The sequence below is a fragment of the Caballeronia sp. LjRoot34 genome (assembly GCF_964253815.1).
GTDB lineage: Bacteria > Pseudomonadota > Gammaproteobacteria > Burkholderiales > Burkholderiaceae > Caballeronia.
Genome location: NZ_CAXUSB020000002.1, coordinates 2,335,808 through 2,359,337 on the forward strand (window position 1 = coordinate 2,335,808; position 23,530 = coordinate 2,359,337).

General features: G+C 60.3%; 19 protein-coding genes. 7 read left to right on the plus strand and 12 right to left on the minus strand.

Features of this window, described 5'->3' with window-relative positions; translation table 11 throughout:
* Positions 1-69: 69 nt before the first annotated feature.
* The 7 genes from ACSQ36_RS29980 to ACSQ36_RS30010 all read right to left on the minus strand — a co-directional run bounded on the left by ACSQ36_RS29980 (position 70) and on the right by ACSQ36_RS30010 (position 8,462).
* Positions 70-501 (minus strand): MarR family winged helix-turn-helix transcriptional regulator, encoded by a 432-nt coding sequence (locus tag ACSQ36_RS29980; RefSeq protein ID WP_436184756.1) that lies wholly within the window; start codon positions 499-501, stop codon positions 70-72.
* Between the two features lie 73 nt (positions 502-574).
* Positions 575-1,630 carry an ABC transporter ATP-binding protein gene (locus tag ACSQ36_RS29985; protein WP_213766044.1) on the minus strand — a complete coding sequence of 352 codons (1,056 nt, stop codon included), beginning with the start codon at positions 1,628-1,630 and terminating at the stop codon, positions 575-577.
* 6 nt (positions 1,631-1,636) lie between these two features.
* Positions 1,637-3,280 carry an ABC transporter permease gene (locus ACSQ36_RS29990; protein WP_436184757.1) on the minus strand — a complete coding sequence of 548 codons (1,644 nt, stop codon included), beginning with the start codon at positions 3,278-3,280 and terminating at the stop codon, positions 1,637-1,639.
* 12 nt (positions 3,281-3,292) lie between these two features.
* Positions 3,293-4,318 (minus strand): iron ABC transporter substrate-binding protein, encoded by a 1,026-nt coding sequence (locus tag ACSQ36_RS29995; protein WP_436184758.1) that lies wholly within the window; start codon positions 4,316-4,318, stop codon positions 3,293-3,295.
* Between the two features lie 73 nt (positions 4,319-4,391).
* The gene (gene efeB / locus ACSQ36_RS30000; protein ID WP_213766041.1) at positions 4,392-5,663 is read right to left on the minus strand and encodes an iron uptake transporter deferrochelatase/peroxidase subunit; all 1,272 of its coding nucleotides are present in this window, start codon (positions 5,661-5,663) and stop codon (positions 4,392-4,394) included.
* A gap of 55 nt (positions 5,664-5,718) precedes the next feature.
* Positions 5,719-6,882: a hypothetical protein gene (locus ACSQ36_RS30005; protein ID WP_436184759.1), complete on the minus strand. Its 1,164-nt coding sequence runs from the start codon at positions 6,880-6,882 to the stop codon at positions 5,719-5,721.
* A 38-nt stretch (positions 6,883-6,920) separates the two neighbouring features.
* Positions 6,921-8,462, minus strand: coding sequence for a carbohydrate porin (locus ACSQ36_RS30010; protein ID WP_436184760.1), 1,542 nt, complete (start codon positions 8,460-8,462; stop codon positions 6,921-6,923).
* A gap of 757 nt (positions 8,463-9,219) precedes the next feature.
* Here ACSQ36_RS30010 and ACSQ36_RS30015 point away from each other — a divergent pair.
* Positions 9,220-10,380 (plus strand): branched-chain amino acid ABC transporter substrate-binding protein, encoded by a 1,161-nt coding sequence (locus ACSQ36_RS30015; RefSeq protein ID WP_213766039.1) that lies wholly within the window; start codon positions 9,220-9,222, stop codon positions 10,378-10,380.
* Between the two features lie 568 nt (positions 10,381-10,948).
* Here ACSQ36_RS30015 and ACSQ36_RS30020 read toward each other — a convergent pair.
* Both ACSQ36_RS30020 and ACSQ36_RS30025 read right to left on the minus strand, forming a co-directional pair.
* Positions 10,949-12,304, minus strand: a complete 1,356-nt coding sequence (locus tag ACSQ36_RS30020; protein WP_436184761.1) for an IS110 family transposase — start codon at positions 12,302-12,304, stop codon at positions 10,949-10,951.
* A 760-nt stretch (positions 12,305-13,064) separates the two neighbouring features.
* Positions 13,065-13,979 carry a LysR substrate-binding domain-containing protein gene (locus ACSQ36_RS30025; protein WP_436184762.1) on the minus strand — a complete coding sequence of 305 codons (915 nt, stop codon included), beginning with the start codon at positions 13,977-13,979 and terminating at the stop codon, positions 13,065-13,067.
* A 125-nt stretch (positions 13,980-14,104) separates the two neighbouring features.
* Between ACSQ36_RS30025 and ACSQ36_RS30030 the strand changes: the two genes are divergently transcribed.
* The 3 genes from ACSQ36_RS30030 (at position 14,105) to ACSQ36_RS30040 (ending at position 17,850) form a co-directional block, all read left to right on the plus strand.
* Complete coding sequence (locus tag ACSQ36_RS30030; protein WP_436184763.1) at positions 14,105-15,259, plus strand: methionine aminotransferase; 1,155 nt, start codon at positions 14,105-14,107, stop codon at positions 15,257-15,259.
* Between the two features lie 50 nt (positions 15,260-15,309).
* Positions 15,310-16,104, plus strand: coding sequence for an ABC transporter substrate-binding protein (locus ACSQ36_RS30035; protein WP_436184764.1), 795 nt, complete (start codon positions 15,310-15,312; stop codon positions 16,102-16,104).
* A gap of 177 nt (positions 16,105-16,281) precedes the next feature.
* Complete coding sequence (locus tag ACSQ36_RS30040) at positions 16,282-17,850, plus strand: DHA2 family efflux MFS transporter permease subunit (protein ID WP_436184765.1); 1,569 nt, start codon at positions 16,282-16,284, stop codon at positions 17,848-17,850.
* A gap of 142 nt (positions 17,851-17,992) precedes the next feature.
* Here the strand turns inward: ACSQ36_RS30040 and ACSQ36_RS30045 are convergent, their stop codons facing one another.
* The 3 genes from ACSQ36_RS30045 to ACSQ36_RS30055 all read right to left on the minus strand — a co-directional run bounded on the left by ACSQ36_RS30045 (position 17,993) and on the right by ACSQ36_RS30055 (position 20,305).
* Complete coding sequence (locus tag ACSQ36_RS30045) at positions 17,993-18,355, minus strand: type II toxin-antitoxin system PemK/MazF family toxin (RefSeq protein ID WP_213764156.1); 363 nt, start codon at positions 18,353-18,355, stop codon at positions 17,993-17,995.
* On the minus strand, positions 18,355-18,609 hold the full coding sequence (locus ACSQ36_RS30050; RefSeq protein WP_089165892.1) for an AbrB/MazE/SpoVT family DNA-binding domain-containing protein: 255 nt from the start codon (positions 18,607-18,609) through the stop codon (positions 18,355-18,357). The genes ACSQ36_RS30045 and ACSQ36_RS30050 overlap by 1 nt, the downstream gene beginning before the upstream one ends.
* A 187-nt stretch (positions 18,610-18,796) precedes the next feature.
* Entirely contained in the window at positions 18,797-20,305 is a 1,509-nt protein-coding gene (locus ACSQ36_RS30055; RefSeq protein WP_436184766.1) for an MFS transporter, read from the minus strand.
* Between the two features lie 324 nt (positions 20,306-20,629).
* On the opposite strand from ACSQ36_RS30055, the gene ACSQ36_RS30060 reads away from it, so the two are divergent.
* The 3 genes from ACSQ36_RS30060 (at position 20,630) to ACSQ36_RS30070 (ending at position 23,428) form a co-directional block, all read left to right on the plus strand.
* On the plus strand, positions 20,630-21,103 hold the full coding sequence (locus ACSQ36_RS30060) for a universal stress protein (protein ID WP_436184767.1): 474 nt from the start codon (positions 20,630-20,632) through the stop codon (positions 21,101-21,103).
* 135 nt (positions 21,104-21,238) lie between these two features.
* On the plus strand, positions 21,239-21,979 hold the full coding sequence (locus ACSQ36_RS30065; protein WP_436184768.1) for a helix-turn-helix domain-containing protein: 741 nt from the start codon (positions 21,239-21,241) through the stop codon (positions 21,977-21,979).
* Between the two features lie 105 nt (positions 21,980-22,084).
* Positions 22,085-23,428, plus strand: coding sequence for an SUMF1/EgtB/PvdO family nonheme iron enzyme (locus ACSQ36_RS30070; RefSeq protein WP_436184769.1), 1,344 nt, complete (start codon positions 22,085-22,087; stop codon positions 23,426-23,428).
* Positions 23,429-23,530: the final 102 nt, after the last annotated feature.

Below are 23,530 nucleotides of genomic sequence, written 5' to 3' on the forward strand. Positions count from 1 at the left end.
GCCAATCTCCGTAGTGCATATGCACTTAATGAGGTAAAAAAACGCCAGCCATCACGGCCGGCGACTGTTTCATTCCATCGATGTCAATTCAAGCAGCGACTTTCTCAGTTCCCCGGCGCGTTCCCGGCCGAACTTGTCCTCGAATTCCTGCTGTGCCTCGCGCCAGCGCAGCGATGCCTCGCCGAGCGTCTTTCTGCCGACGTCTGAGAGGGACAACGCGACGGCGCGCGTACTGGCGTCTTGCTGGGCGGCCGTGACCAGGCGGTCACGCTGCAACGGTTTCAACGCCCGGACCAGCGTGGTGCGCTCCATCACCATGGCATCCGCGAGTTCCGCCATGGTCACGCCCGGCCGCCGATGGATTGCCGCAAGCAGCGTAAACTGCGCCGCCGTCACGCCTGCCTGGCTGACGTGGCGCTCATAAAGCTGCGACACAAACCGCGCCGCCTGACGGATGGCGAAGCAGTTGCAGTCGAGGTAGGACAAATCGGGGGTAGTCATGCACGCAATAATAGTTGTGTATATGCACTTTGTCAAACCAGGAACATGGCCAGCCATTGGAACCGGCCCTCAATTACCCCTTGGGATACGCCACGACATCGCCTTCGACCGACAGCACGATGCGCTCGCCGACACGCGGATGCGAGTGCCCCGCCACGCGAATCTGCACACCGCGCTCGCCCGTGAGGGAACGCAGCATGACGCTGGCATCGTGGCCGTAGAACACGACTTTCTCGACCACTGCGTGAACACCATCGCCGTTCAAACGATGATCGGAAACAATCCGGATCTGCTCCGGCCGGATCATCACATCGACATCGCTTGCGGCCATCGCGCGTGCGATCGGCAAGGTGCCGAACTCGCATACCACCTGCTTCGAATTCGCATGATCGATCGATCCCGGCACGATCACCGCGTCGCCGACAAAACTCGCCAGCTCACGCGATACCGGCCGCCGATACACCGCCTCCGGCGAATCCGTCTGCACGAGACGGCCGCGCCACAACACCGCGACCTCGTGCCCGAGCGACAACGCCTCGGCCTGATCGTGCGTGACCAGCACCGCGGTTGCGCCCGTGGCCGCGAGCGCGTTCGTCACGGCCTCGCGCGTTTCGATCCGCAAGGCGGCATCGAGGGAAGAAAACGGTTCGTCCAGCATCACGAGCGAGGGCGACGGCGCAAGCGCGCGCGCCAGCGCAACGCGCTGCTGCTGTCCGCCGGACAATGCCTGCGGCGGCCGGTCGCCATACGCGGCGGGCAGGCCAACCAGCGCCAGCAATTCATCCACACGATACCGCGCCCGACGCTGCTGCCGCGGCAAGCCGAAGACGATGTTATCGGCCACAGAAAGATGGGGAAAAAGCGCGCCTTCCTGCGGCACATAGCCTATCCGCCGCGCTTCCGACGGTACATGAATGCCCGGCCCGGCCACCCGCACGCCATCGATTTCAACCGTGCCGGCGTCCGCCCGTTCGAAGCCGCAGAGCACCCGCAACAGCGTGGTCTTGCCGCTGCCGGACGGCCCGAGCAGGGCAAGCAAGGTGCCGCGTTCCACCGATAAATCGACGCCATGAAGCACGGGTTGACCATCGAAGGATTTGGTCAGGCTGGTAACGCGAAGTTCGCTCATATCGATTTACTTGTCAGGCGGCGAACCGGCCTGTAGACCTTCTTTTATAACAGCCGCACGCCCCGCTACCGCCGATCGCCCAAGCAACGTGAACAGCGCGATCGATGCCGCCAGCGAAATGCCCACGAGCAATGCGGCATACGGCGCGGCGGCAGCAAACGCGAGCGTGGACGTATCGATCCAGACTTGCGTGGCGAGCGTGCGTGTACCGCTGGGTGACAGCAATAACGTGGAATTGAGTTCGGTGACGACCGAGATGAAGACCATCGTCGCGCCCGCGCCCAGACCCGGACCTGCCAATGGCAAGAGCACGCGCCGCACGGTTTCGCGCCAGCTTAGCCCAAGCGACCGAGCGGTCTCTTCCAGACGCGGTTGCGCTTGCGTAAACGCCGCGCGCACGCTGACCAACGCGAGCGGCAAGAACAGAATGGCGTAGGCCACAACGAGCAGTTCAGCGCTTTGATACAGAGGCCTCAACGCGTGCACGGCCAGCGACACGATCGCCAGCGCGACCACGAGGCTTGGCAAACCCTGCGCGAGGAACACAATACGTTCGAATGTAGTCGCGATCCTGCTGGGAAAACGGACCAGGAGGAACGCCAGCGGTACGCACGCGAGCGTGGTAACGACCGCCGCGGCGCAACCATAACCAATCGATGACAACGTCGATTCGAGCAGCAGTTCCGGCGACACTTCCGCCGGCGTGATGGCCGCAGCGCCGCTTTGCGTCAGCCAGAAGCCGATCATGCCGATAGGCACGCCCAGCGTCACGATCGCCAGCGCGACAAACGCGGCGACCACCGCCCATCGCCATGCGCCGAGTTCGTAGCGCAATGCGGCACGCCTCACGCCCCGATCAACGCGTTCATAGCGCGCGCCGCCACGCACGCGCATTTCCAGCGCGAGGCAGAACAGGCACATTGCGATGAGAATGCACGCGAATACCGACGCGCCGCTGCTGTCGAAGCTCGTCCTGTATTCGGCGTAGATCTGGGTGGTGAAGGTCCGAAAGCGCAGCAGCGTGAACGCGCCGAATTCCGACAGCACGCCCAGCGCCACCAGCAGCATTCCGCCGAGCAGCGCGGGCCGCAATTGCGGCAACACCACACGCACGAACACGCCAACACGGCCGCAACCGAGCGAACGGGCGCTTTCTTCGAGCGCCGGGTCCATGCCCCGCAAGGCGGCGGCGACCGGCAGATAAACGAGGGGAAAATACGCGGTGGAAATCACAAGCAACGCGCCCGCGAAGTCCTGCAAATCGAGGCTCAGCGAGACCCACGCGTAACTCGTGATGAACGCAGGCATGGCGAGCGGCGCGACCGTGAGCGCAGCCCAAAGACGCCGCCCCGGCAAACGCGTTCGTTCGATAAACCATGCTGCCGCCGTCCCCACCACGCCCGCGACGAGCGTGGCGCTCACGGTAATGGACAGTGTGTTGATGAGCAACTCGCCGACCAACGGCCGGAAAATCAACTCGATGGCGTCATCCCAGCCGAACGTCACGGCGCGATACACCGTGAAGGCGAGCGGCATCAGCACGAGCAGCGCGCACAATCCAGCCGCCACGAGCAAACCCCGCGGCGCGCGTTTGCGGCTGCGGGGTTCAGGCAGCGCGGATACGCCAACCGCCTTCACGACATCGCTCATACTTGCATACGCTTACAGTAATCCGGCCTGGCGCATCAGCTTCGCGGCCTTGCTGTCATCGCCGAGTTGTTCAACCGTCAACGACGGCGGGCTCAACTGGTCGAAGGGCTTGAGCAGCGGATCGGGAGAAACGCCTGCATGCAGCGGATATTCGAACGCGATCTTGCCCTTGGCCATCAGGTCCTGCGCACGTTCGCTGACGAGATACGCCAGGAATTGCTGCGCCTCCTTCTGGTTCTGGCTCGACTTCAATACCGCCGCGCCCGATACGTTCACAAGCGCGCCCACGTCACCGTTGCCGAAGTGATAGATCGCGCTGCGAGTCGCGCTGTCGCCGAGTTGCACGTGCAGGCGCGCCCAGTAGTAGTTGTTCACTACGCCCGTTGCCACGCCGCCGCGATTCACTGCTGCCACCACGCCTTCGTCGTCATCGAAGATCTGCGAATTTTTCTTCAGGCCCTTGAGCCAGTCCAGCGCTTGCGCTTCGCCCTTCATCGCGATCACTGCGCTGACCACCGGCAGGAAATCGCCATCGCTCGGTGCAATGCCAACCTTGCCTTTCCATTCCGGCTTGGCCAGATCCATCAGCGATGCCGGCAGTTGCGCCGCATCGATCTTCTTCGTGTTGTAGACCAGCACGTTTTCACGCGCGAGCACGCCGACCCAGTCGCCCTGCGGCGAGTTGTAGCGCGACGGGATGGTCGAGAGCGTGGAGGCATCGGTCTTGGCGAGCAAGCCTTTCTCGTCGAGCAACATCAGTTCGGGCGAATTCTCGGTGAAGTAGACATCGGCGGGAGAAGCCGATCCTTCCGCGACCAGTTGCGCCGCCATGGCAGGGCCTTCGCCGTTACGGACCTTCACCGAAATGCCGCTTTGCTTCTCGAAGTCCTTCGCCAGCGCGGCCACGACCTGCTCGTGTTGCGCGTTGTACAGGGTCAGCGTCGCCGCTTCCGCGTTCAGCGGCAGTGCCGCTGCGGCAGCCAGCACCGCGATGCCACAAAGCGTGCGCAGCACGGGCAGGGAGCGTGTGGTGTTCATTAAAGTCATTCCTTTTGTTGTGGTGCGCCGGCTTGCCGCCGGCGTGTGCTTTATTACTTCAACTTGCCTCAATTCAGGCTTCAAACAGCCCCGCGCCGATAAACGAACCCGGCCGCACGCCCGGCGGGCACGCGAACACCGCGCTGCCCACGTGCGTGGTGAACTGATTCATCATGTCGAACTTCGCCAGCCGGTCATTGATAGGAATGAAACCGGTGCGCGGATCGGCTTGATGCGCGACGAAGATCAACCCCGCGTCGTACTCGGTTTCCTGGCGCCATGGCGGCCACCGCTCGATATAAAAATCGGTGCCGTCGTTGTAGGAATACGAACGGCGCAAGATCTGCGCACCGTTATTCGTCGCCTGGTTCGACAGACGCACGTGCGAGTTTTCCGGTATCACCTGGTTACCGTCTTTATCGGCGGCATCGAGGTCCAGCGCATCGAATTCATTCTTCTTGCCGATCGGCGCGCCGCTGTATTTCTCGCGACCCATCACCTGTTCCTGGAACCCGCGCTCCATTGTGTCCCAGTGTTCCAGCGTGATACGGATACGGCGCACGACGGTGTACGTGCCGCCGTTCATCCACGGCGCGTCGGGCGCGTTGGCCCACACGAACTGATTCATCAGCGCCGGTTGCGCGGTCGATGGATTGTTGGTGCCGTCCTTGAAGCCCATCAGGTTGCGCGGTGTCTGGCCACGCGGACCGGAGAGGAAACCCGCCTGACCCCAGCGCATGGCGACAATGCCGTAGCCCATGCGTGAGAGTTGGCGCACGGCATGGAATGCAACTTGAGCGTCGTTGGCGCAAGCCTGGATCAGGATGTCGCCACCGGTTTTCTGCGGTAGCAACTGGTCGCCGTTAAAGCGCGGCAAGTCGACCAGCGCGGCAGGCCGGCGCTTCGCCAGACCGTAGCGATCCTTGCCTTCGTGCGTGAAAAGTCCCGGGCCGAAACCGAACGTGATCGTGAGGCCCGCTGCACCGAGGCCGAGGATATCGCCGGAATCGGGTGCGGCTTTGTCATCGGTTGGCAAAGGCTTGGCCGTATCGCCGCGTGACATGCGCGCGGCCGCGTCCGTCCACGTTTTGAGAAGACCGATCACTTCCTCACGTTTGTCGGTCGTCAGATCGAGTGACGCCACATAGGTGTGGCTCTGCTGCGGCGTCACGATACCCGCCTGGTGCTCGCCGAAAAACGGCTCGACCACGAGCATCGGGTCGACGGGCTGCTTGAACTGTGCCTTGGTCGCGGCGTGCGCGACGGAACCTGCGCCTAACGCCGCGCCCGCAGCAACGCCGGCTTTCAGAAAGCGCCGGCGTGGTGAATCTTGATCGTTTGCCATGATGTCGCCCTGCTGTGCTAATTACTTCGCTTTGCTTGACTTTACTTGCTTTGCGTTACTTCGCCAGGACCAGCGTGTTTACATCGTCCTGTACGTAATAAAAACCATCGCCTTCAGGCGTCATCGCGATGCCGAACAGGTCACCATTGCCCGGCGGCGATTGCGCTTTGTCGGTATCGATCCAGCGTGCATACAGTTGCTTGCCCGTCGCCGGATCGATCTCCACCACCTGGCCGTTCAACGCATTCGTGACCAGCAAGTGACCGTTGGGCGCCGTCACCATCGCGAGCGGCCGATGCAGGAAACCGTCGGCGGTCAGTTCGCGGCCGACACCCGCGCTGGTATCGCGGGTCATGGGTTCATCGATTTCCGTCACGCGGTTGCCGATGGCGTCGGACGCATACAGCAGCTTCTGATCCTGCGATAACGCCAGGCCCGTCGGACCGACCAGGAACACGCCCTTGTCAGCCTGCGCGCCGAAACCGCTGGCGATCACTGTTTCCTGCTTGACCACCGGCGCCTTGCCTTGCGGGATATCGAGGTCAAGACGCAGGATGGTCGCCTGCTTGAACACCGGCGGGTTGCCGTCCGCTCCGCCCACGCCGAAGCCCGCATTGCTCACGAACAGCGTCGCGTGATCACCGTTATCGACGACCGCCATGTTGCCCCACGGGTCATTGATGTTCGCGCTCACAATAGTGGACGCCACCTTGCCCTGGTTGTCGAGCACGATCAGGCAGCCCGCGCCCTTGGTGCCGGTCGTTCCATCATTGCTTGGCGTACTGCCGATGATCACCCAGCCCGACTTCAGCATGGTCATCGCGGTGGACAGGCCGATACCGCCCGGACAATCCTTCAGGTCGCGCGGCACGGTGGCGAACACCGTCATCTGATTGGTGTCGGGATGATAGTTGATGATCGTGCTGCCGGTACCCTGCAGGTTCGCGGCGTTGTTGAAGTTGCCTACCAGCACGTCGCCCTGCTTGACCGTGCCCGACGATACCGGCGCGACCACGATTGCATACGGGTTCTGGTCGCCGTTGGACGGCACGGTGTTGATGAGCGTGGTGTGCTTGTGCAGCGTCTCGAGAAAGCCGATCGGCGCTGCGTGCGCCACGCTGCTGACAAGGCCGCCAGCCAAACCGCCCGCCAGCAACGCGGCTGACGTAATGGCCAAGCGCGTGGCCGAAAGCGCTCTGGATTTGATAAGTTGTTTCATACAAAAGCCTCGGGTGCGTGCGTTCAAGATCACGCCGATCAGAAAGTGATAGTGGTGCGCACGCCGACGACGAGCGTGTTGCGCAACGGCTGCGTGGGATCGTTCGGATTCTGGCCGGCGCCCGCGTTGAAGGTGTATTGCAGATCGCCCTGCATGACCCACCACGGATTGACCTGGTACTGATAGGTCGCCTCGACCGCGGTTTCCTGGGTGCGGATACCGTACGGGCCGCCGCTTGCGGCCGCAGCCGCGATATCGAGGTCATGCACGTGGTTGCCGACCTTGATGTACGCGAGGCCAAGGCCCACGCTGTCGTTGTCGCGGCCGGCGAACGGGGCTTTCATCACAATGCCCGCGTTGGCGCTGAAGCTCACCAGATTGCGGTCGCCCGGCGCGCCCATCACGCGCGCAAACACGCCGATGCTACGCGGTTCGTCGGGGTCCGGACGCCAGATCATCTGATCCGCGACGGCGTAAAAGCTGTAGTTGCCGTTATGGTTTTGCGGCGTACCCGTGCTCAGCGGATTCGCGAGCGACAGGCCGGTGTTGTCAGTGCTCTGGTCAGCGAAGCGTTCGTTGTTGTACCAGAAGCCGATCTTGTACGTCCCGGGCAAACCGTTTTGCGGCACGCCGACCATCTCGCCGTCGGACGGCTGATTGATCGAGTACTGCAATTCGCCGATATACATCGCGCCGTTATGCACGTTGAAGTTCGTGCCGCTGATATTGTTCGGGTTGTTGCCGAGCGGATCTGCGTCGAACACGCCTGCGAGCGCCGTCAACGAAGGCGAGATCTGGCCGCGTACGCGCACGCCAAGTCCGGACAGCGGATACGCCGGACCGCCCGAAGGCATGTCATACGACGGCAGGCCCGGCCAGCCGAACATGGTGTTCACGAACGTGGCGGCATAGCTGCTGACCATGAATTCCTGGTCAATACTTTGCTGGCCGACCTTCACGTCCACGCGTTTGTTCAGGAACGACTGCTGATACCAGAGCTCCCACAGCCGCGTGGTGTCCTGCGCTTCGATCCCGCTCGCGGTGTTCAGCGTACCGAGGTTGAACTCGCTCAGGTTACGGCCATGAATTTGCAGCGCGCTCGCATTGAACGTGCCGCCCGGCAGGCCGAAGGCCTTTTGCGTATCGAGACCGAGGGTAACGGTAGTCAGCCCGTCATACGTGCCGCCGGTTTTCAGGCCACCGCGCGTGTTGTCCAGATATTCCGATACTTCCGTCGCTTGCAGCGTCACGCCGTACTGGCCGAGGAATGAGCGGATGCCGCCCATGTCGCCGAGCAGGGTGGAGCGACCCCATGTGCCGGTCCACTGACCCGCCTGTTGCGCCTGGATGTTCAGGTCGGCTTCGGGGGCATCGGAAGGAGTTGCGTCCGGATTGGCCGGCGCGCCGGCGGCAAATGCCGCCGAGAATGTCGCCGATGAAGCCAGCGCGAACAACGCCAGGCTGGTACCGAGCACTGCCCGGCGAAAAGGCGCACCACGGCGCTGGTTGGCAGCGCGCAGGGTCGCGTCAGGGCGCGAATCGTGTCGCGATTCACGCGAAGCGAGCTGGACGGGTTGCATCGAAATCCTCTTCTTGTTGCGACGGCTGCTAACGCGTCGTGTTGATTGTTCTAAAGACGTTGCGACGACATGCGCGATAACCCCGCACATCAGCGCTGAAACGTCCTCCGGGCCACCATCCAGAAGGCACCGGCGAAGCGAATCGTACCCACGCAAAGTTTGAACGTCAATATAAATGAGAACGATTCTCATTATAATTACATAGAGGTGAAAAATCCCTTACAAAAGCAATTTATTACGGCTTATTAACATATTTATTTGAAATAATTTAGTAATGTATTCGATATATATGAATAACGAGGAGATCACACGTCTTTGTCGTTTAACCGCGTTCGGTTTGTGCCGCAATCTTCAGGGTCGAACCGGGTAGGTGATCGGGTGCATCAGGGTATTGCCGGAGCACGTCAACCACGGCGGCGGCAGTGCCAGCTCCGCGAGCCTCGGCAATCCGCTTAAACCCGCTATGCCGAAATCCGCATTGCCGATGCGATGAACTGCCAAGACGCCGCTAATTTGGCTTCCTAAATTGCATCTGCTGCTGGTCGTCCGCGAGTTCGTTCAACAAGCTCAACCGGTTTTTTCGTCCACACGATAATGATGGCGCACGGGCAAACCCCGTCTTGCTTGCGGGAAGCTCGCCGTGGTGCAGTCGTGTATCGGGAAATGGAGTTGAAAACGTGTAGATAAGACCAAAACGCGAAAGCGAAACTTAACCGCCCTGCTCGCCGGACCTGTTCAACCCCGAAGGAGAATAAAAATGCATCTTCGAACCAATCTCAAACCGCTTGCCTGGATTCTTGCGTGTGCCGCCGCCACCTTGGGCGGGTTGCCGCTGTCCGCCGCAGCCGACACGTTCGACGTCAAGGTCGGCTTTGCCGCCCCGCTGACGGGCGCGAACGCCGGTTACGGGAAGGACCTGCAAAACGGCGTGCAACTGGCGCTGGATGAAGCGAATGCAAAGAAGATCCAGATTGGCGGCAAGACGGCCAACTTTGTCATTCAGGCGGAAGATGACCAGGCCGACCCGCGGATCGGCGTGCAGGCAGCGCAAAAACTGGTAGATGGCGGTGTAGCCGTTGTCGTCGGCCACTTCAATTCGGGCACGACGATTCCGGCGTCGCAGGTCTATCAGACCGCCGGCATTCCTGTGATCGATCCTGCGGCAACCAATCCGACCATTACGCAGCGCGGGTTCGACAACGTCTTTACTGTCATTTCCAGCGATGCCCAGAACGCCGGTACTGCCGGGACGTACGCGGTAACGGTAACGAAGGCGAAGAAGATTTCGATCATCGACGACCGGACGGCCTTCGGCCAGGGTGAAGCCGATGAGTTCGAGAAAGCGGTGAAGGCGGCGGGCGGCACGATCGTCGCGCGTCAGTACAGTGATAACCAGACCGTCGATTTCAGCGCGCAACTGACGGCGCTGAAGGGTGTGGGCACCGACCTGATCTTTTTTGGCGGCCTCGACCGGCAAGCGGCGGCGGTGGCGAAGCGGATGAGACAGCTTGGTATTAATGCGCAGTTCGTGGGCGGCGGTGGCGTGATGGACGCGGATTTCCTGAAGCTTGCTGGCGAAGCCTCTGATGGTGCGATGGCATGGGAATACGGCAGTCCGCTTGAGAAGCTGCCGCAGGGCAAGGCGTTCGCCGAGAAATTCCAGAAGCATTTCGGTGTGGCGATTCTTTCGTATGCGCCGTTTGGTTATGACGCTGCGTGGGCCGCGATCAATGCCATGCAGAAGGCTAATTCCATCGATCCGAACGTGTATCGTCCGGTGCTGAAGGCTATTTCGTTCCCGGGCATTACGGGCACGATTGCCTTCGACAGTAATGGCGCGTTGAAGAATGCGTCGTCGACGATGTATCAGGTCAAGGGCGGCGCGTGGGTGCCGATCGTGACGAAGAGCGGGACGTAACTAGGGGGCGCGCGCAGCGCGAGGGGGGGGCGCTGCGCGAGGGGGTTTTCGTTCGCACTTTGGGTTTTGGGTGTTAGTGGTCGGGGGTCGATGCCGGGGTGGTCGGTTCTGGGCTAGTGGTCGGTTCTGGGCTAGTGGTCGTGGTCAATGCCGGGTTGCTGCTTTCAGCGTTAGTGGTCTGCCTGAGTCGGATTTTCTCTTTATCACTATTAGCCACTGTGCGTGGCGGCACGTCATTTCTTTGTCCAAAGCGACAAAGAAACGAAGCAAAGAAAACGCTTTCAACCACGCTACCCTAAGTGTCCACAGCGTGCAGTTTTCATTCATAGGTGCCCCAAAAGCACGGTGCTCGCCAGAACCACCGATGTGTGAACCCCTCCTTCTCGCGAATCCTGACACGAACACGCTTCGCCCCGTACGCTCTCGGGCAAGCACATTTGCCAAGGAACCTGCACGGCCTCACACGTCTTTATTTACTGTCATGTCTTGGTGGGTTGCCCGCGTGGTCAGCGCAGCTCGGTGGGCTATACGGCCGACCCATATTTAAAGCTTCCTAAGAAACTTACCTTCACGCTAGCGAGTCCTGAGGCTGCAGTGAATATCCAAATTGCGCCGCGCGGCGATGAAGCTGTTTGATGACACGGTCCCTGTACTGCTGTTCGTAATGATCCGCACCCGGGTCGCGGTAGTCCATGCCATAGCGCATCGCGTTATAAAACAGAACAGCGATCTTGCGCGCCGTCGCAGTCACGGCTTTGGCTTTACCAATTCGGCCGGCAAGGCGTCGGTAGAATGCGCCAAGCGCGGTATTGCTTCTTCCAACGGTCACCGCCGCAAGCCTGAGTGCGACTGTGATGCGGCTGCTGGTTTTGCGCGTGTGCGATGACAGTACCTTGCCACCGCTGATCTTGCAGCCGGGCGCAAGCGTGAGCCATGAAGTAAAGTGCTTGGCGGTTGGCCATCGGCTCAAGTCCGTTCCACATTCGCCAATCAGGCGCAGTGCGAGGAACGGGCCGATGCCGTGAATTTGCGTAAGGTCGGTCCCCGCCAACTGGTACATAGCCGCGCGTACATCGAAGTTGGGATCGCTGGGCATCTTGTTGCGATGTTTCGCCTTCGGCAGCGGTGCTTCCGGAAACGAGTGAGCGATATTGAGAATCGCGACGGCACGTTCGATCTCAACATCGCACTCGTCGATGCACTGCTGGTAAAAGTCGTAGAGCGCAAGCGCCTGTTTCAAGGCAAATACGTGCTCGGGCTGGTAGTTGCCCACTAGCGCATTCCGAATGGTTTCAAGGCTTTCCTTGCAGCGGACGTCGCGCATCGCCGCCAGCCTGTCTGGATCGCGCTCACCAGCGACGATCGCACGGATGATCCGCAGTCCCGTGACACCCGTGATAGTCGCGATCACGTGGTGCAGTTGGATATTCATGAAGGTCAGCGCCTTCTGCATGTGCTGGATATGCGCGGCGGCATAGTCGGTGTGCTTTTCGCGGCAACGCAAGTATGCCCGTAGTTCCGCGATGTCGCGCCCAGGCCGGAAACTTGCCCGTAGCAACCCGCACGCGTGCAGCCGCTGCAACCATTGCGCATCGTTGACGTCGCTCTTCCTTCCGGGGACTGCGCGCGCCTCGCGTGCGTTTGCAAGAATGACCTCAAGGCCCCGAGACTCCAGCACCTCGTAGGCGGCGACCCAGTACACGCCGGTCGATTCCATCACGACCGTCTTTGTACCGGTCGCGACGAGCCAGTCGGCCATGCGTTGCAAATCGCCAGTAAATGCCTGGAATGTCTGCACCGGCTCGTCGCACAGATCTGGACTCACGGCAACAACGTGGAACCGTGAGCCAATATCGATACCGGCTGCAAACGGATGAATGATCGGCAACCCTGAGGGCTTGGATCGTGTTCGGTCTTTTGACATCACCCACCTCCTGGATAATCAGGCGCAGGACGGGGACTCGGAATAAATCAATTTCCTAAACGGGGTCGTCCGAAGACGCCGCCACAGATGAGTCCGCAGCTTCCCCTGGGCCAGGTTTTTTGACGGGGTCGAGCCTCCAAGAAGCATACGGCCACTGTCTCTGCGCGCATCAAGTGTACGCCCCTGAAGTTTCTATTCATGAGGGCCGCGCCCAAGCGCGTGGGGCGGTTTTTTTACAGATCATTTGCGTGGCCCGCGCCTTATTTGCGCCGGTCATGGCCTCACGCACTTTGCGGCCTCGTTTCCAGGAGGGTTGGCTACGTGGTTCGAGACGCGCACAAATTCGGCGAGCGGTCGTCCGCGGATAACGCGGGGCGCCCCTTGGGCAGGTTCAATCACTGGTGGCGAAGCGTGTGGGTATCCGTGTTCGGAGAAGGAGGGTTTCACACATCCGTGGCTCTGGCGAGCACCGTGCTTTTGGGGCACCTATGAATGAAAACTGCACGCTGTGGACACTTAGGGTAGAGCGGTTAAAGCGCTTTCTTTGCTTCGTTTCTTTGTCGCTTTGGACAAAGAAATGACGTGCCGCCACGCACAGTGGCTAACAGTGATAAAGAGAAAATCCGACTCTCGCAGACCGCTAACGCTGAAAGCAGCAACCCGGCATTGACCCCGACCGCTAACCCAAAACCGACCACCCCGGCACTGACCCCGCCCACTACCCCCCAAAACCGCCCCCCACCCCAAGTGCGAACGAAAATCACCCGCTCATGTAAGCCAAAAGATTCGCCCGCGTCACCGCAGCCTCCTCCTCAAGCCATTCAGCAAACTCCCGCAATACCGGCGAAGGCGCCGGCCGCTCCGGATAGATCAGATAATACGAAGCCCCGCTAGGCACACAAAGCGAAAACGGCGTGATGATTCTCTGCGCCCGCAAGTCCTCCTCGATCAGCGATAAATCCCCAATCGTCACGCCCAAGCCCTGCATGGCAGACGAAATGGCAAGATCAAGCGTATCGAAATGCTGCGCTTTCGCCGACGGCAACCCCTGGTACCCATACGCTTGCAGCCACCTGAGCCAGTCCCGTCGATCACGCGTTGGATGCAACAAAGTCTGATTGGCAAGATCATCCGGCGTAGCTGCGCCGGCCCGCCCCGCTTTCCACAAGCCCGGCGCGCACACCGGCGTGAGCACTTCATCGAACAGATGATGCGAACTCACCCCCTTTAACGTCGGCCGCCCGAACACAATGGCGGCATCGAACTGCTCGGCATTGAACTCCACCCCATGCGACACGGCCGCCGTCACCTCGATCGCGAGCTCCGGACGCTCATTCTGCAACCGGATCACACGCGGCAAAATCCAGCGCATCGCGCACGTGGGACATTTCACCCGCAACGTGCCCGACTGCGCCCCGCTACGCTCCAGCGCCTCAGTAATCTGCGCCAGTGCCTGCTGCAACGGCGCGAGCAGCATCGCGCCATTCGGCGTCAGCGCAAGACCTCGCGGCTGGCGCACGAACAGCGCATAACCCAGATGCGCCTCCAGCCCGGAAATCTGCCGGCTGACAGCGCCTTGCGTGATGTTGAGAACATCGGCGGCACGGGTAAAGTTCAGTCGCTGTGCCACGACCGCGAAGGTTTTAAGCACATCCAAAGACGGCAGCGGTTTCATTGTCGGATCTCGTAAGCCATGAGCTGAATTCATGGCTAGTATGACAAACTTTCGATTGTCCGTACTTTATTGCTGCGGTCGAATGACAATCGATACTTGAATTCAGTCCTCCGGAGACAACCGCCGTGAAAAGTGCCTGGACCCCCGCGTCGAAGCTGCCGAATGTCGGCACGACCATTTTTACCGTGATCGGCCAGCTCGCCGAGGAACATCAAGCGCTGAATCTCTCGCAAGGCGCACCGAATTTCGCGTGCGATCCGAAACTGGTGGATGACGCCGCCCGAGCCATGCGCGCCGGGCATAACCAGTATGCGCCCATGGCCGGCGTGCTGGCGCTGCGCGAAGCCCTCGCGCTGAAAACGCAACAGCTCTACGGGGCCACCTACGACCCGGGCAGCGAAATCACCGTGGTGGCAAGCGCCAGCGAAGGGTTGTACGCCTCGATCAGCGCACTCGTCCATCCCGGCGACGAAGTGATCTACTTCGAACCGTCATTCGATAGCTACGGCCCCATCGTGCAATTGCAGGGCGCAACGCCCATCCCCATCAAGCTCTCGCCGGTGGATTTTCATATCGACTGGGATGAGGTGGCCGCGGCCATCACGCCGCGCACGCGCATGATCATCATCAACTTGCCGCACAATCCGTCCGGCAGCGCGTTCACCACGGAAGACATCAATCGCCTCACGGCACTGACGCGCGATTCGAAGATCATCGTGTTGTCGGATGAAGTGTATGAACACGTGGTGTTCGACGGCGCCCTGCATCACAGCATGGCGCGTTACCCGGCGCTGGCCGAGCGCAGCGTGATCGTGTCGTCGTTCGGCAAGTCGTATCACGTGACGGGGTGGCGCGTCGGTTTCACGCTCGCCCCGGCCGAGTTGACCAACGAAATTCGCAAGGTCCATCAGTTCATGACCTTCGCCGCCGATACCCCCATGCAGATCGCATTCGCGCAAGCACTCGGCGACGCATCGAGCTATCTCGGGCTCGCCGAGTTCTATCAGAAGAAACGCGATCTGCTCGCCGAAGCGCTGAGCGGTTCACGCTTCGAACTCTTGCCGAGCGCCGGCAGCTTCTTCATGCTGGCGCGCTTCGGCGCGTTCTCCGATGAATCGGACAGCGACTTCGTGCTGCGCCTGATTCGCGAAAACCGCGTCGCGACCATTCCCTTGTCGGCGTTCTACACCGACGGCACGGACAACCGCATCATCCGACTCAGCTTCGCCAAGGACGACGACACGCTGCGCGAAGGGGCGCGCCGCTTATGCGCGGTTTGACATTGCCCGCCTTATGCCAATTCAACTTCTACCAATAAAGAGACGCTCCAATGAAAAACACCGCTCGCGTTCTGTCGGCCGCCCTGTTGCTGGCCTCGTCGTTGTGTAGCGCCGCCGCGTACGCCGCCGAGTCCAACACCCTGCGCTACGGCGTGGAAGCGCAATATCCGCCGTTCGAATCGAAGGCGGCATCCGGTGAATTGCAGGGGCTGGATATCGATGTCGGCAACGCGGTGTGCGCCGCGGCGAAAATGAAATGCGTGTGGGTCGAAACCTCGTTCGACGGTTTGATTCCGGCCCTGCAAGGCCGTAAATTCGATGCAATCAATTCCGCGATGAACGCAACCGATCAACGCCGCCAGGCCATCGAGTTCACGACGGTTGTGTATCGCGTGCCCACGCAACTGATTGCGAAGACGGGTAGCGGGCTTGAGCCGACGCCGGCGTCGCTGAAGGGCAAGAACATCGGCGTGTTGCAGGGTTCGATCCAGGAAAATTTCGCCAAGGCGCATTGGGCGAACGCGGGCGTGAATGTCGTGCCGTACCAGGATCAGAACCAGGCTTATACGGATCTGAAGGCCGGCCGTCTCGACGGCACGCTCGTCCTCTCGGCTGCCGGACAAACCGGCTTCCTGTCGAAACCGGACGGCGCGGGATACGGCTTTGCCGGCGGCCCGGTCAGCGACGACAAGATCCTGGGCAGCGGCATTGCATTCGGCATTCGCAAGAGCGACGATGCGCTGAAACAGCGCTTGAACACGGCTATCGCGAAGCTCAAGGCGGACGGAACGATTGCGCAGTTCGCGAAGAAGTATCTCGGCGACATCGACGTGTCAGCTAAATAAAGCTCGTCTGAAACAGGGATATCCGAAGTTGATGGAAGGGCCGCTTAAAGCTTGATAGCTGGATGAAAGCCGCAGCGCGATCAGCGAGGTTTTTTGAACGCTGGCACACTGCGGCCTTCGTTGTTGGCACAATCGGCCGCTGTGTTGCATCGGGTGGCCGCTTTATCCGGATATCCCATGAGCACTGCGCCTGCCGCGCTGCCTGCGCCCTCCCCGCCGCCGTTGAAAGGCGGCCAACTGGTTCTCGCGACCATTGCCGTGGCGCTCGCCACGTTCATGAACGTGCTCGACTCATCGATCGCGAACGTCGCTATCCCGACTATTTCCGGCAATCTCGGCGTGTCCGTCGATGAAGGCACGTGGGTCGTGACGGTGTTCGCCGCGGCCAATGCCGTGTCGATTCCGTTGACCGGCTGGCTGACTCAGCGTATTGGCCAGATCAAGCTGTTTGTTGGCGCAATATTGTTGTTCGTGATTTCTTCGTGGCTTTGCGGGCTTGCACCCACACTGCCGATCCTGCTCGCCGCGCGGGTTTTGCAAGGCGCCGTTGCCGGGCCGCTGATTCCGCTGTCGCAGGCGATCTTGCTGGGTTCGTATCCTAAGGAGAAAGCGTCGATGGCGCTCTCCCTTTGGGCGATGACCGCCGTTGTCGGGCCGATTGCCGGGCCGGCTCTAGGTGGCTGGATTACCGACAGTTATAGCTGGTCGTGGATCTTCTATATCAACATTCCCGTCGGCTTGTTCGCCGCCAGCGTCACGTGGTTCATCTATCGAAAACGTGAATCGGCGACGCGTAAGGCGCCTATCGATACGATCGGGCTTATTTTGCTGATTGCCTGGGTTGCGTCGCTGCAGGTCATGCTCGACAAGGGACGGGACCTTGACTGGTTTTCGTCGCCGGTAATCGTATGGCTGGGCATCATTGCACTGATTGCCTTTGCGCTTTTTGTGGTGTGGGAATTGACCGATGCCAATCCCGTCGTCGATCTGCGGCTGTTCGCCGGGCGGAATTTTTTCGGTGGCACGGTGGCTATTTCCGTGGCTTACGGGGTCTTCTTCGGCAACCTTGTTTTGTTGCCGCAATGGCTGCAGGAATATCTGAATTACCGTTCCGTCGATGCCGGGCTGGTCACCGCGCCATTGGGGATCTTTGCGGTGATTCTCACGCCGGTCATGGGACGGTTTTTACCGCGGAGTGACGCGCGTGTTGTCGCGACCATGGCGTTTATCGGGTTCGCCATTGTGTTTTACATGCGCTCGAAGTATGTGATTGAGGTCGATACCTGGCACTTGGTGTTGCCAACGCTTTTGCAGGGCATTCCGATGGCGCTGTTTTTTGTGCCGTTGACGTCGATTATCTTGTCGGGGTTGCCGCCATCGAAGATCCCGGCTGCTGCGGGGTTATCGAATTTTGCGCGGGTGTTTTGCGGGGCGGTGGGGACGTCGCTTGCAGGCAATGAGTGGACGAACCGGATAGCCTTGCATCATGAGCGGCTGACCGAGCAAGCCAATGCAAATAATCCGATATTCTTGCAGTCAATACAGGCGTCGCAGGGGGTGCTGAATATTAACGAAGCTCAGGCGCGCGGGTTGTTCGATTTCACGGTGAATACGCAAGCCGCGATGATGGGGCTGAACGATATCTTTTTCGCTTCCTCCATTATTTTCATTCTGATTATTCCGCTTATCTGGATTACAAAGCGGGCGAAAGGCGGTGGAGGCGGAGCGGCGGCAGGCGCGCATTGAGTTTCGCTCGCGCGGGGGATTAAAGTGGTCGTTTGTCGGCCCCCGCGCGATCCGCGTTCGGAAAGCGAGTAACGATCAGTTTAATCACTCATTGCGACGTGTCAGCCGCAGCTTGGGCCACGTCGCTATGCTTTATCTTTTCCTAGTCGCCAATCGCGATAATCTGGTTCAACTGCTCGCACGCTGCGGCAAACACCTCATCGGATGCACGCTTCCACGGATGGGCCTTCGCTCCTCGCGCTCGCCAATCGAAAGACTTGGGCTGGTGTCCAAGCACGTAGCTCGTAACGTTTCTCGGCCCCTGGAATTTGATTGCAAACGGATTCGTGTCGTTGAATGCCGCTGTCGTCATTGGAAGCCCGATGACGATCCCGGTGCGCTCGTTGAATGGCTTCGGTGACAAAACCAGCATGGGGTGCATATCCTTCATCTCGCGACCGACCTGAGGGTTGCAATCAATCCAGATAATGTCGCGTCGATCCGGCGCCCACAAAGCGACTGCCATCAAAACTCCTCCACACCGATGCGGCCCGTGGCCATCGCTTCACCACCGTGCGTCGCAGGATCGAACTTCGCCAGTTTCTCCGCGAGCGTGAGCTTGCGAGGACCCACCGGCTTCACCGTCACGCCGATCTCGTCAGTCGTCACCTCAACCTCCTGACCGACCTCGAAATGCGCGGAGCGTGCAATAGCGGCGGGGATACGGACAGCCAGACTGTTTCCCCACTGCTGGATCGTGAGCGTTGCTGTTTTCGCCATGATGCCAACCTCCCATTAACGTCGATACAAGTATATACGTTGCATAGCGAGGTTTCAACATGTCTAAACGGCCAAAACGCGCTTGGGGTCAGTGATATGCCTGGGCAAAAGCCCGTGTGCTGTCCGTCGATTTTCAGGCTGGTTGCAAACGCCCTGTCAATGATGTTCGACAAGTAATACCCACCCCCTACCCCTTCCGAAAGGTAATGTGCGAAACCCTCCGCACCATCAGCACCGCCGATAACGCCGCCACCGCAGTCAGCGCCACGCCAATATGAATCGACTGCACAAGCACCTCACGGGCGCTCTCGATCAGCGCCGGCCCATCCAGCCCGGCCGGCGCCAGATCGGCCAGCAACTTCCCCCGCAACGCGGAATCAATCAGGATTCGCGGATCGTCAAATCTTGGCAGCCACGCGGTACTCGCCGGTTCGCCGAGCACTCGCAGCGTGCGCGTAATCACGTCCCGGTAATGATGCTGCACGATCACCGCGACCACGCTCGTTCCGAGCATCCCGCCGACCATTCGAGTGGACTGCAGCAACGCCGTGGTAATGCCAAAGCGCTCACGCCCGGCAATCTCCTGCCCGAATACGTTCAGGTTATTCAGCACGAAACCCAGGCCGATACCAATACCCGCCATCGGAATTTCGATCCAGATATGCTGCGTGGAAGCATCGGCGAACGCCAGCGCAATGCACGCAAATAGCAGCAACGTGAATCCAATCGACAAGATGAACGTAGGCTTGCGCAAATGAATCACAATGCGCGTGTTGATAAAACTGCCGATGGCAATAAACATCGCAATTGGCGTAGCCAGTAATCCAGCCTCCTGCGGCGATAAACCAAAACCACCCTGCAGCAAAAGCGGCGCAAAAAAGATCAGCGAAAACATCACGAAACCTGACAGCATCGACAACGTGAATAACGTAACAAGCTGCGGGTCTTTGAAGAGGTCGAGGGGAATGATCGGATGCGTCGCGCGACGCTCGCAGATCAGCAACGCCACGGCGGCGCCCGCCACGCACACAGCCAACACCACGTTCCCCGTGGTCAGGCCGCTCTTCGGCACGGCTTCAATGAATGCCTGCAAGCCGCCAAGCACGAGGGCAACCAGCACCGCGCCGAGCCAGTCGATCTTCACCGCACCCTCACGCGGCCGATGGAAATTCGGCAAATGCGCCCATATGAAATAAAACGCGGCAATCCCCACCGGCAGGTTGATCAGGAAAGTCGAGCGCCATCCCCAATGCTCACTCATCCAGCCGCCCAACGACGGCCCCGCCGCCGTCCCGATTCCATACGACGCCGCCATTACCACCTGCCAGCGCACCCGCAAACGCGGATCGGGGAAGAGATCGGGAATGGACGCGAACGCCGTGCCGACCATCATCCCGCCACCCACGCCCTGCAAACCGCGCGCGATGACCAGGAACAGCATGTCGTTGGCCACGCCGCACAGCACCGAGGCCGCCGTGAACGTGATCACCGCGGCAATCACGAACCACTTTCGCCCGAAATAATCGCCAAGCCTGCCGAATACCGGCACCGTCACCACCGACGCCAGCAAATACGCGCTCGCAATCCACGCGTAATACTCGAAACCATGCAATTCCGCGACAATCGACGGCAGCGCGGTACTGACCACGGTCTGGTCAAGCGCAACCAGCATGTTGACGAGACCGATGCCGAGCATGGCGAGAAGAGCGTTGCGGAAAGGCAGTGGAGCGGGGGATTCGGGATCGGACGGGGAAGCGGACTGAGGAGCAGATTGGGACACGGGCTGGGACACGGGCTGGGACTAGGAGAGTAAAAATAGAAGGAATCGATACAAAGACCACGTCCCGGATTGTATGACGACATTATTTCGTCCGGTTGGTCAGGATTGAAGGGTTGTCGACAAAGAAGAACATTAATCGGATTATTACTGTCGTACATTTGTAAGCCGAACAATCAGACGCGACCGTTTTCATCGATTAAAAAACCGTCGCTTGCATTTCAACCGCTGAAGGAGAACCGTATGTTCAAACGAATCGTCGTGGCTATTGACGGCAGCCATACCTCGCGCCGCGCATTCGAATCCGCGCTCGAACTCGCCGCCACGCACGGCGCGGTGCTGCAGCCCTATTACGTCGTCGCGAACGCATCGGTCTATTACGACGTGCCAGGCTACGACCCATCCAGCCTGCGCGACGAGCTCGTCGACGAGGGCGCCAAACTCGCCAGCGAAGCCAACGCCGAGATGAAACAGCGCGGCGTGCAAGGCGCAGTGGTCATTGCAGAAGGTTCGTCGGTGGATGATGTCGCGGAGATGGTGCTTGCCGCCGCAGTCGCGTTCAACGCGGAACTGCTCGTGATGGGCACACACGGCCGCAAGGGCTTCCAGCGGCTGCTACTCGGCAGTGTCGCGGAAAGGTGCCTGCGCCAGGCAACATTGCCGGTGCTGCTGATTCCAGCCGCCGCCGGGGCCGAAGCACCTGAGTCAAAGGAATAAACGCGGCGGGGAGAGCGAGCAAGCGCGCAAGCGAGCAACCGCGTTCTCACGCGACGTTTTGCCACCCGGGGGCGGATCGCATCGATGGGACAATTTCCTTGTTCCAGATCAAAACGAACCAAAAGCGAGCGAGCCATGCAAACCGTCCACGAGACCTCAGTTCCTCTGCCCAGCGCCTCCTCGCGGCACGCCGCGCATTGCTCGACCTGCGCCTTGAAGCACTACTGCCTGCCACAAGGCCTCTCTTCCGACGACGTCAACAGGCTCCAGACGGTCATCGTCAACGCTCGCACGATCAAGCGGGGCGAAACCCTGTTTCGCGTCGGAGACACCTTCGACACCCTCTACGCCATCCGCTCCGGCTCGATCAAAACGGTTGTATCAACACCGAACGGCAACGGCCGCGAACAGGTCATGGGTCTCCATCTCGGCGGCGATGCGCTCGGCCTCGAAGGATTCGATAATGGCCGGCACGCATGCCACGCCATCGCCCTCGAAGACAGTTCGGTCTGCCTGATCCCCTATGTGCACTTTGAGCGCGCCTGCCGCGAGACCAGTTCCCTCCAGCGCCGGCTGCTGCAGTTGCTGAGCCGCGAAGTTGTCCGGAAGGCGACGCAAACCCTGATCCTCGGCACATTGCGCGCCGACGAGCGGGTAGCCGCCCTGCTGCTTGATCTCTCCGCCCGGCTGGCCCGCCGCGGTTATGCGGGCAACGAGTTCAACCTGCGCCTCACGCGCGACGACATGGGCAGTTTTCTCGGCATCACGCTGGAAACGGTCAGCCGGACGTTGTCGCGTTTTCAGGCAAAGGGCCTGATCGATGCAAACGGCAAGCTCATCCAGATCCTCGACTTCGACGGCCTGCGCGCGATCTGATTTCCGGCCGCTTCTCCGGCCCGCCTGACGATCCAAGCAGGCTTGGCATGTCCTCTGCTACGATTTATCGTTCTGCATCGGCCCATGCCCGGAGACAAGAGCGAAATGAATCGCGAACCTACCCCGCTGCATCCGCTGCTCGCCCGCCTGCGCGAAGCGCGCCAGACCACTGACACGTTGTTCGGCATCGTCAAATCCGAATTCCTGTATGAACGCCCGATTTCCGAGCGCCATCGGATCGTGTTCTACATCGGGCATCTGGAGGCGTTCGACCGCAATCTGTTCGATCAGCGGCTCTTCGACCTGCCCAGCCGGAATCCCGAGTTCGACCAGTTGTTTGCATTCGGCATTGATCCCGTCGATGGGGGTCTGCCAAGCGACCAGCCTCAAGACTGGCCGACGCTCGACACGATTCGTGCCTATGTGCAGCGGATTCGCGATGACATCGATGCGCGTTTCGATTCCGTCGAAATTACAAACCGCGAAGATAACCGTGACAATTCCGGCGCTCCGGAAGCTGCGCCCGAAACGCTGCTGGAGGTCGCGATCGAGCACAGGCTGATGCACGCGGAAACGCTCGCGTACATGTTGCATCAGTTGCCGCTGCATCAGAAAACCGGACCCGCGGTCACCGAAGACACAGCGAAACACCCGCTCGACGAGACCCTGCCAAGGGAAATGGTCCATGTGCCTGCAGGCGTGGCTACGCTGGGGCTTAAGCGTGATAGCGGCACGTTCGGCTGGGACAACGAGTTCGGCGAACATAGCGTGGAGGTGCCGGCATTCGAGATGGACCGCTACATGGTGACGAATTCGGACTGGCTGGATTTTATCGATGCCGGCGGTTACGCGCATCGCGATTACTGGCGCGACAGCGACTGGGCATGGAAGGAACGTGAAGGCATCGAAAAGCCGGCGTTCTGGGTGCGTGATGAATCGTCGGCGGAATCGGAAAACTCCGCAAAGCGCTCACGCTGGAAGCTGCGGACCATGTTCGCCGAGATCCCGCTGCCGGCGGACTGGCCGGTGTATGTGAGCCACGCTGAAGCCAGCGCCTATGCGAAGTGGGCGGGCAAGTCGCTGCCGACTGAAGCGCAATGGCAACGCGCAGCCGAGGCGGCCCCGCATGCCCGGCAGGGCAATTTCGATTTCCGCCGATGGGAACCGTCACCGGTCCAGGCTCACCCGGAGAATCACAGCGCGGCGGGCGTGGTGGGACAGTTCGGCAACGGCTGGGAGTGGACGTCGACGACCTTCGGGCCGTTACCCGGGTTCGAGCCGTTTCCGTTCTACCTGGGTTACTCCGCGAACTTCTATGACGACCAGCATTTCGTGCTCAAAGGCGGCTCGCCACGCACCGCGGCTTGCATGCTGAGACCCAGTTTTCGTAACTGGTTTCAAGCGCATTATCAGTACGTGTATGCAGGGTTTCGCTGCGTGCGGGGGTGACTATTGCTTTAACGTGAGCCAACTATCGTTCGGCAGAGCCGGTCTTATCATGGTCCCAGTGACTTTGAACGCGTTGCATCGATTGAAAACACAGCAGGCAGC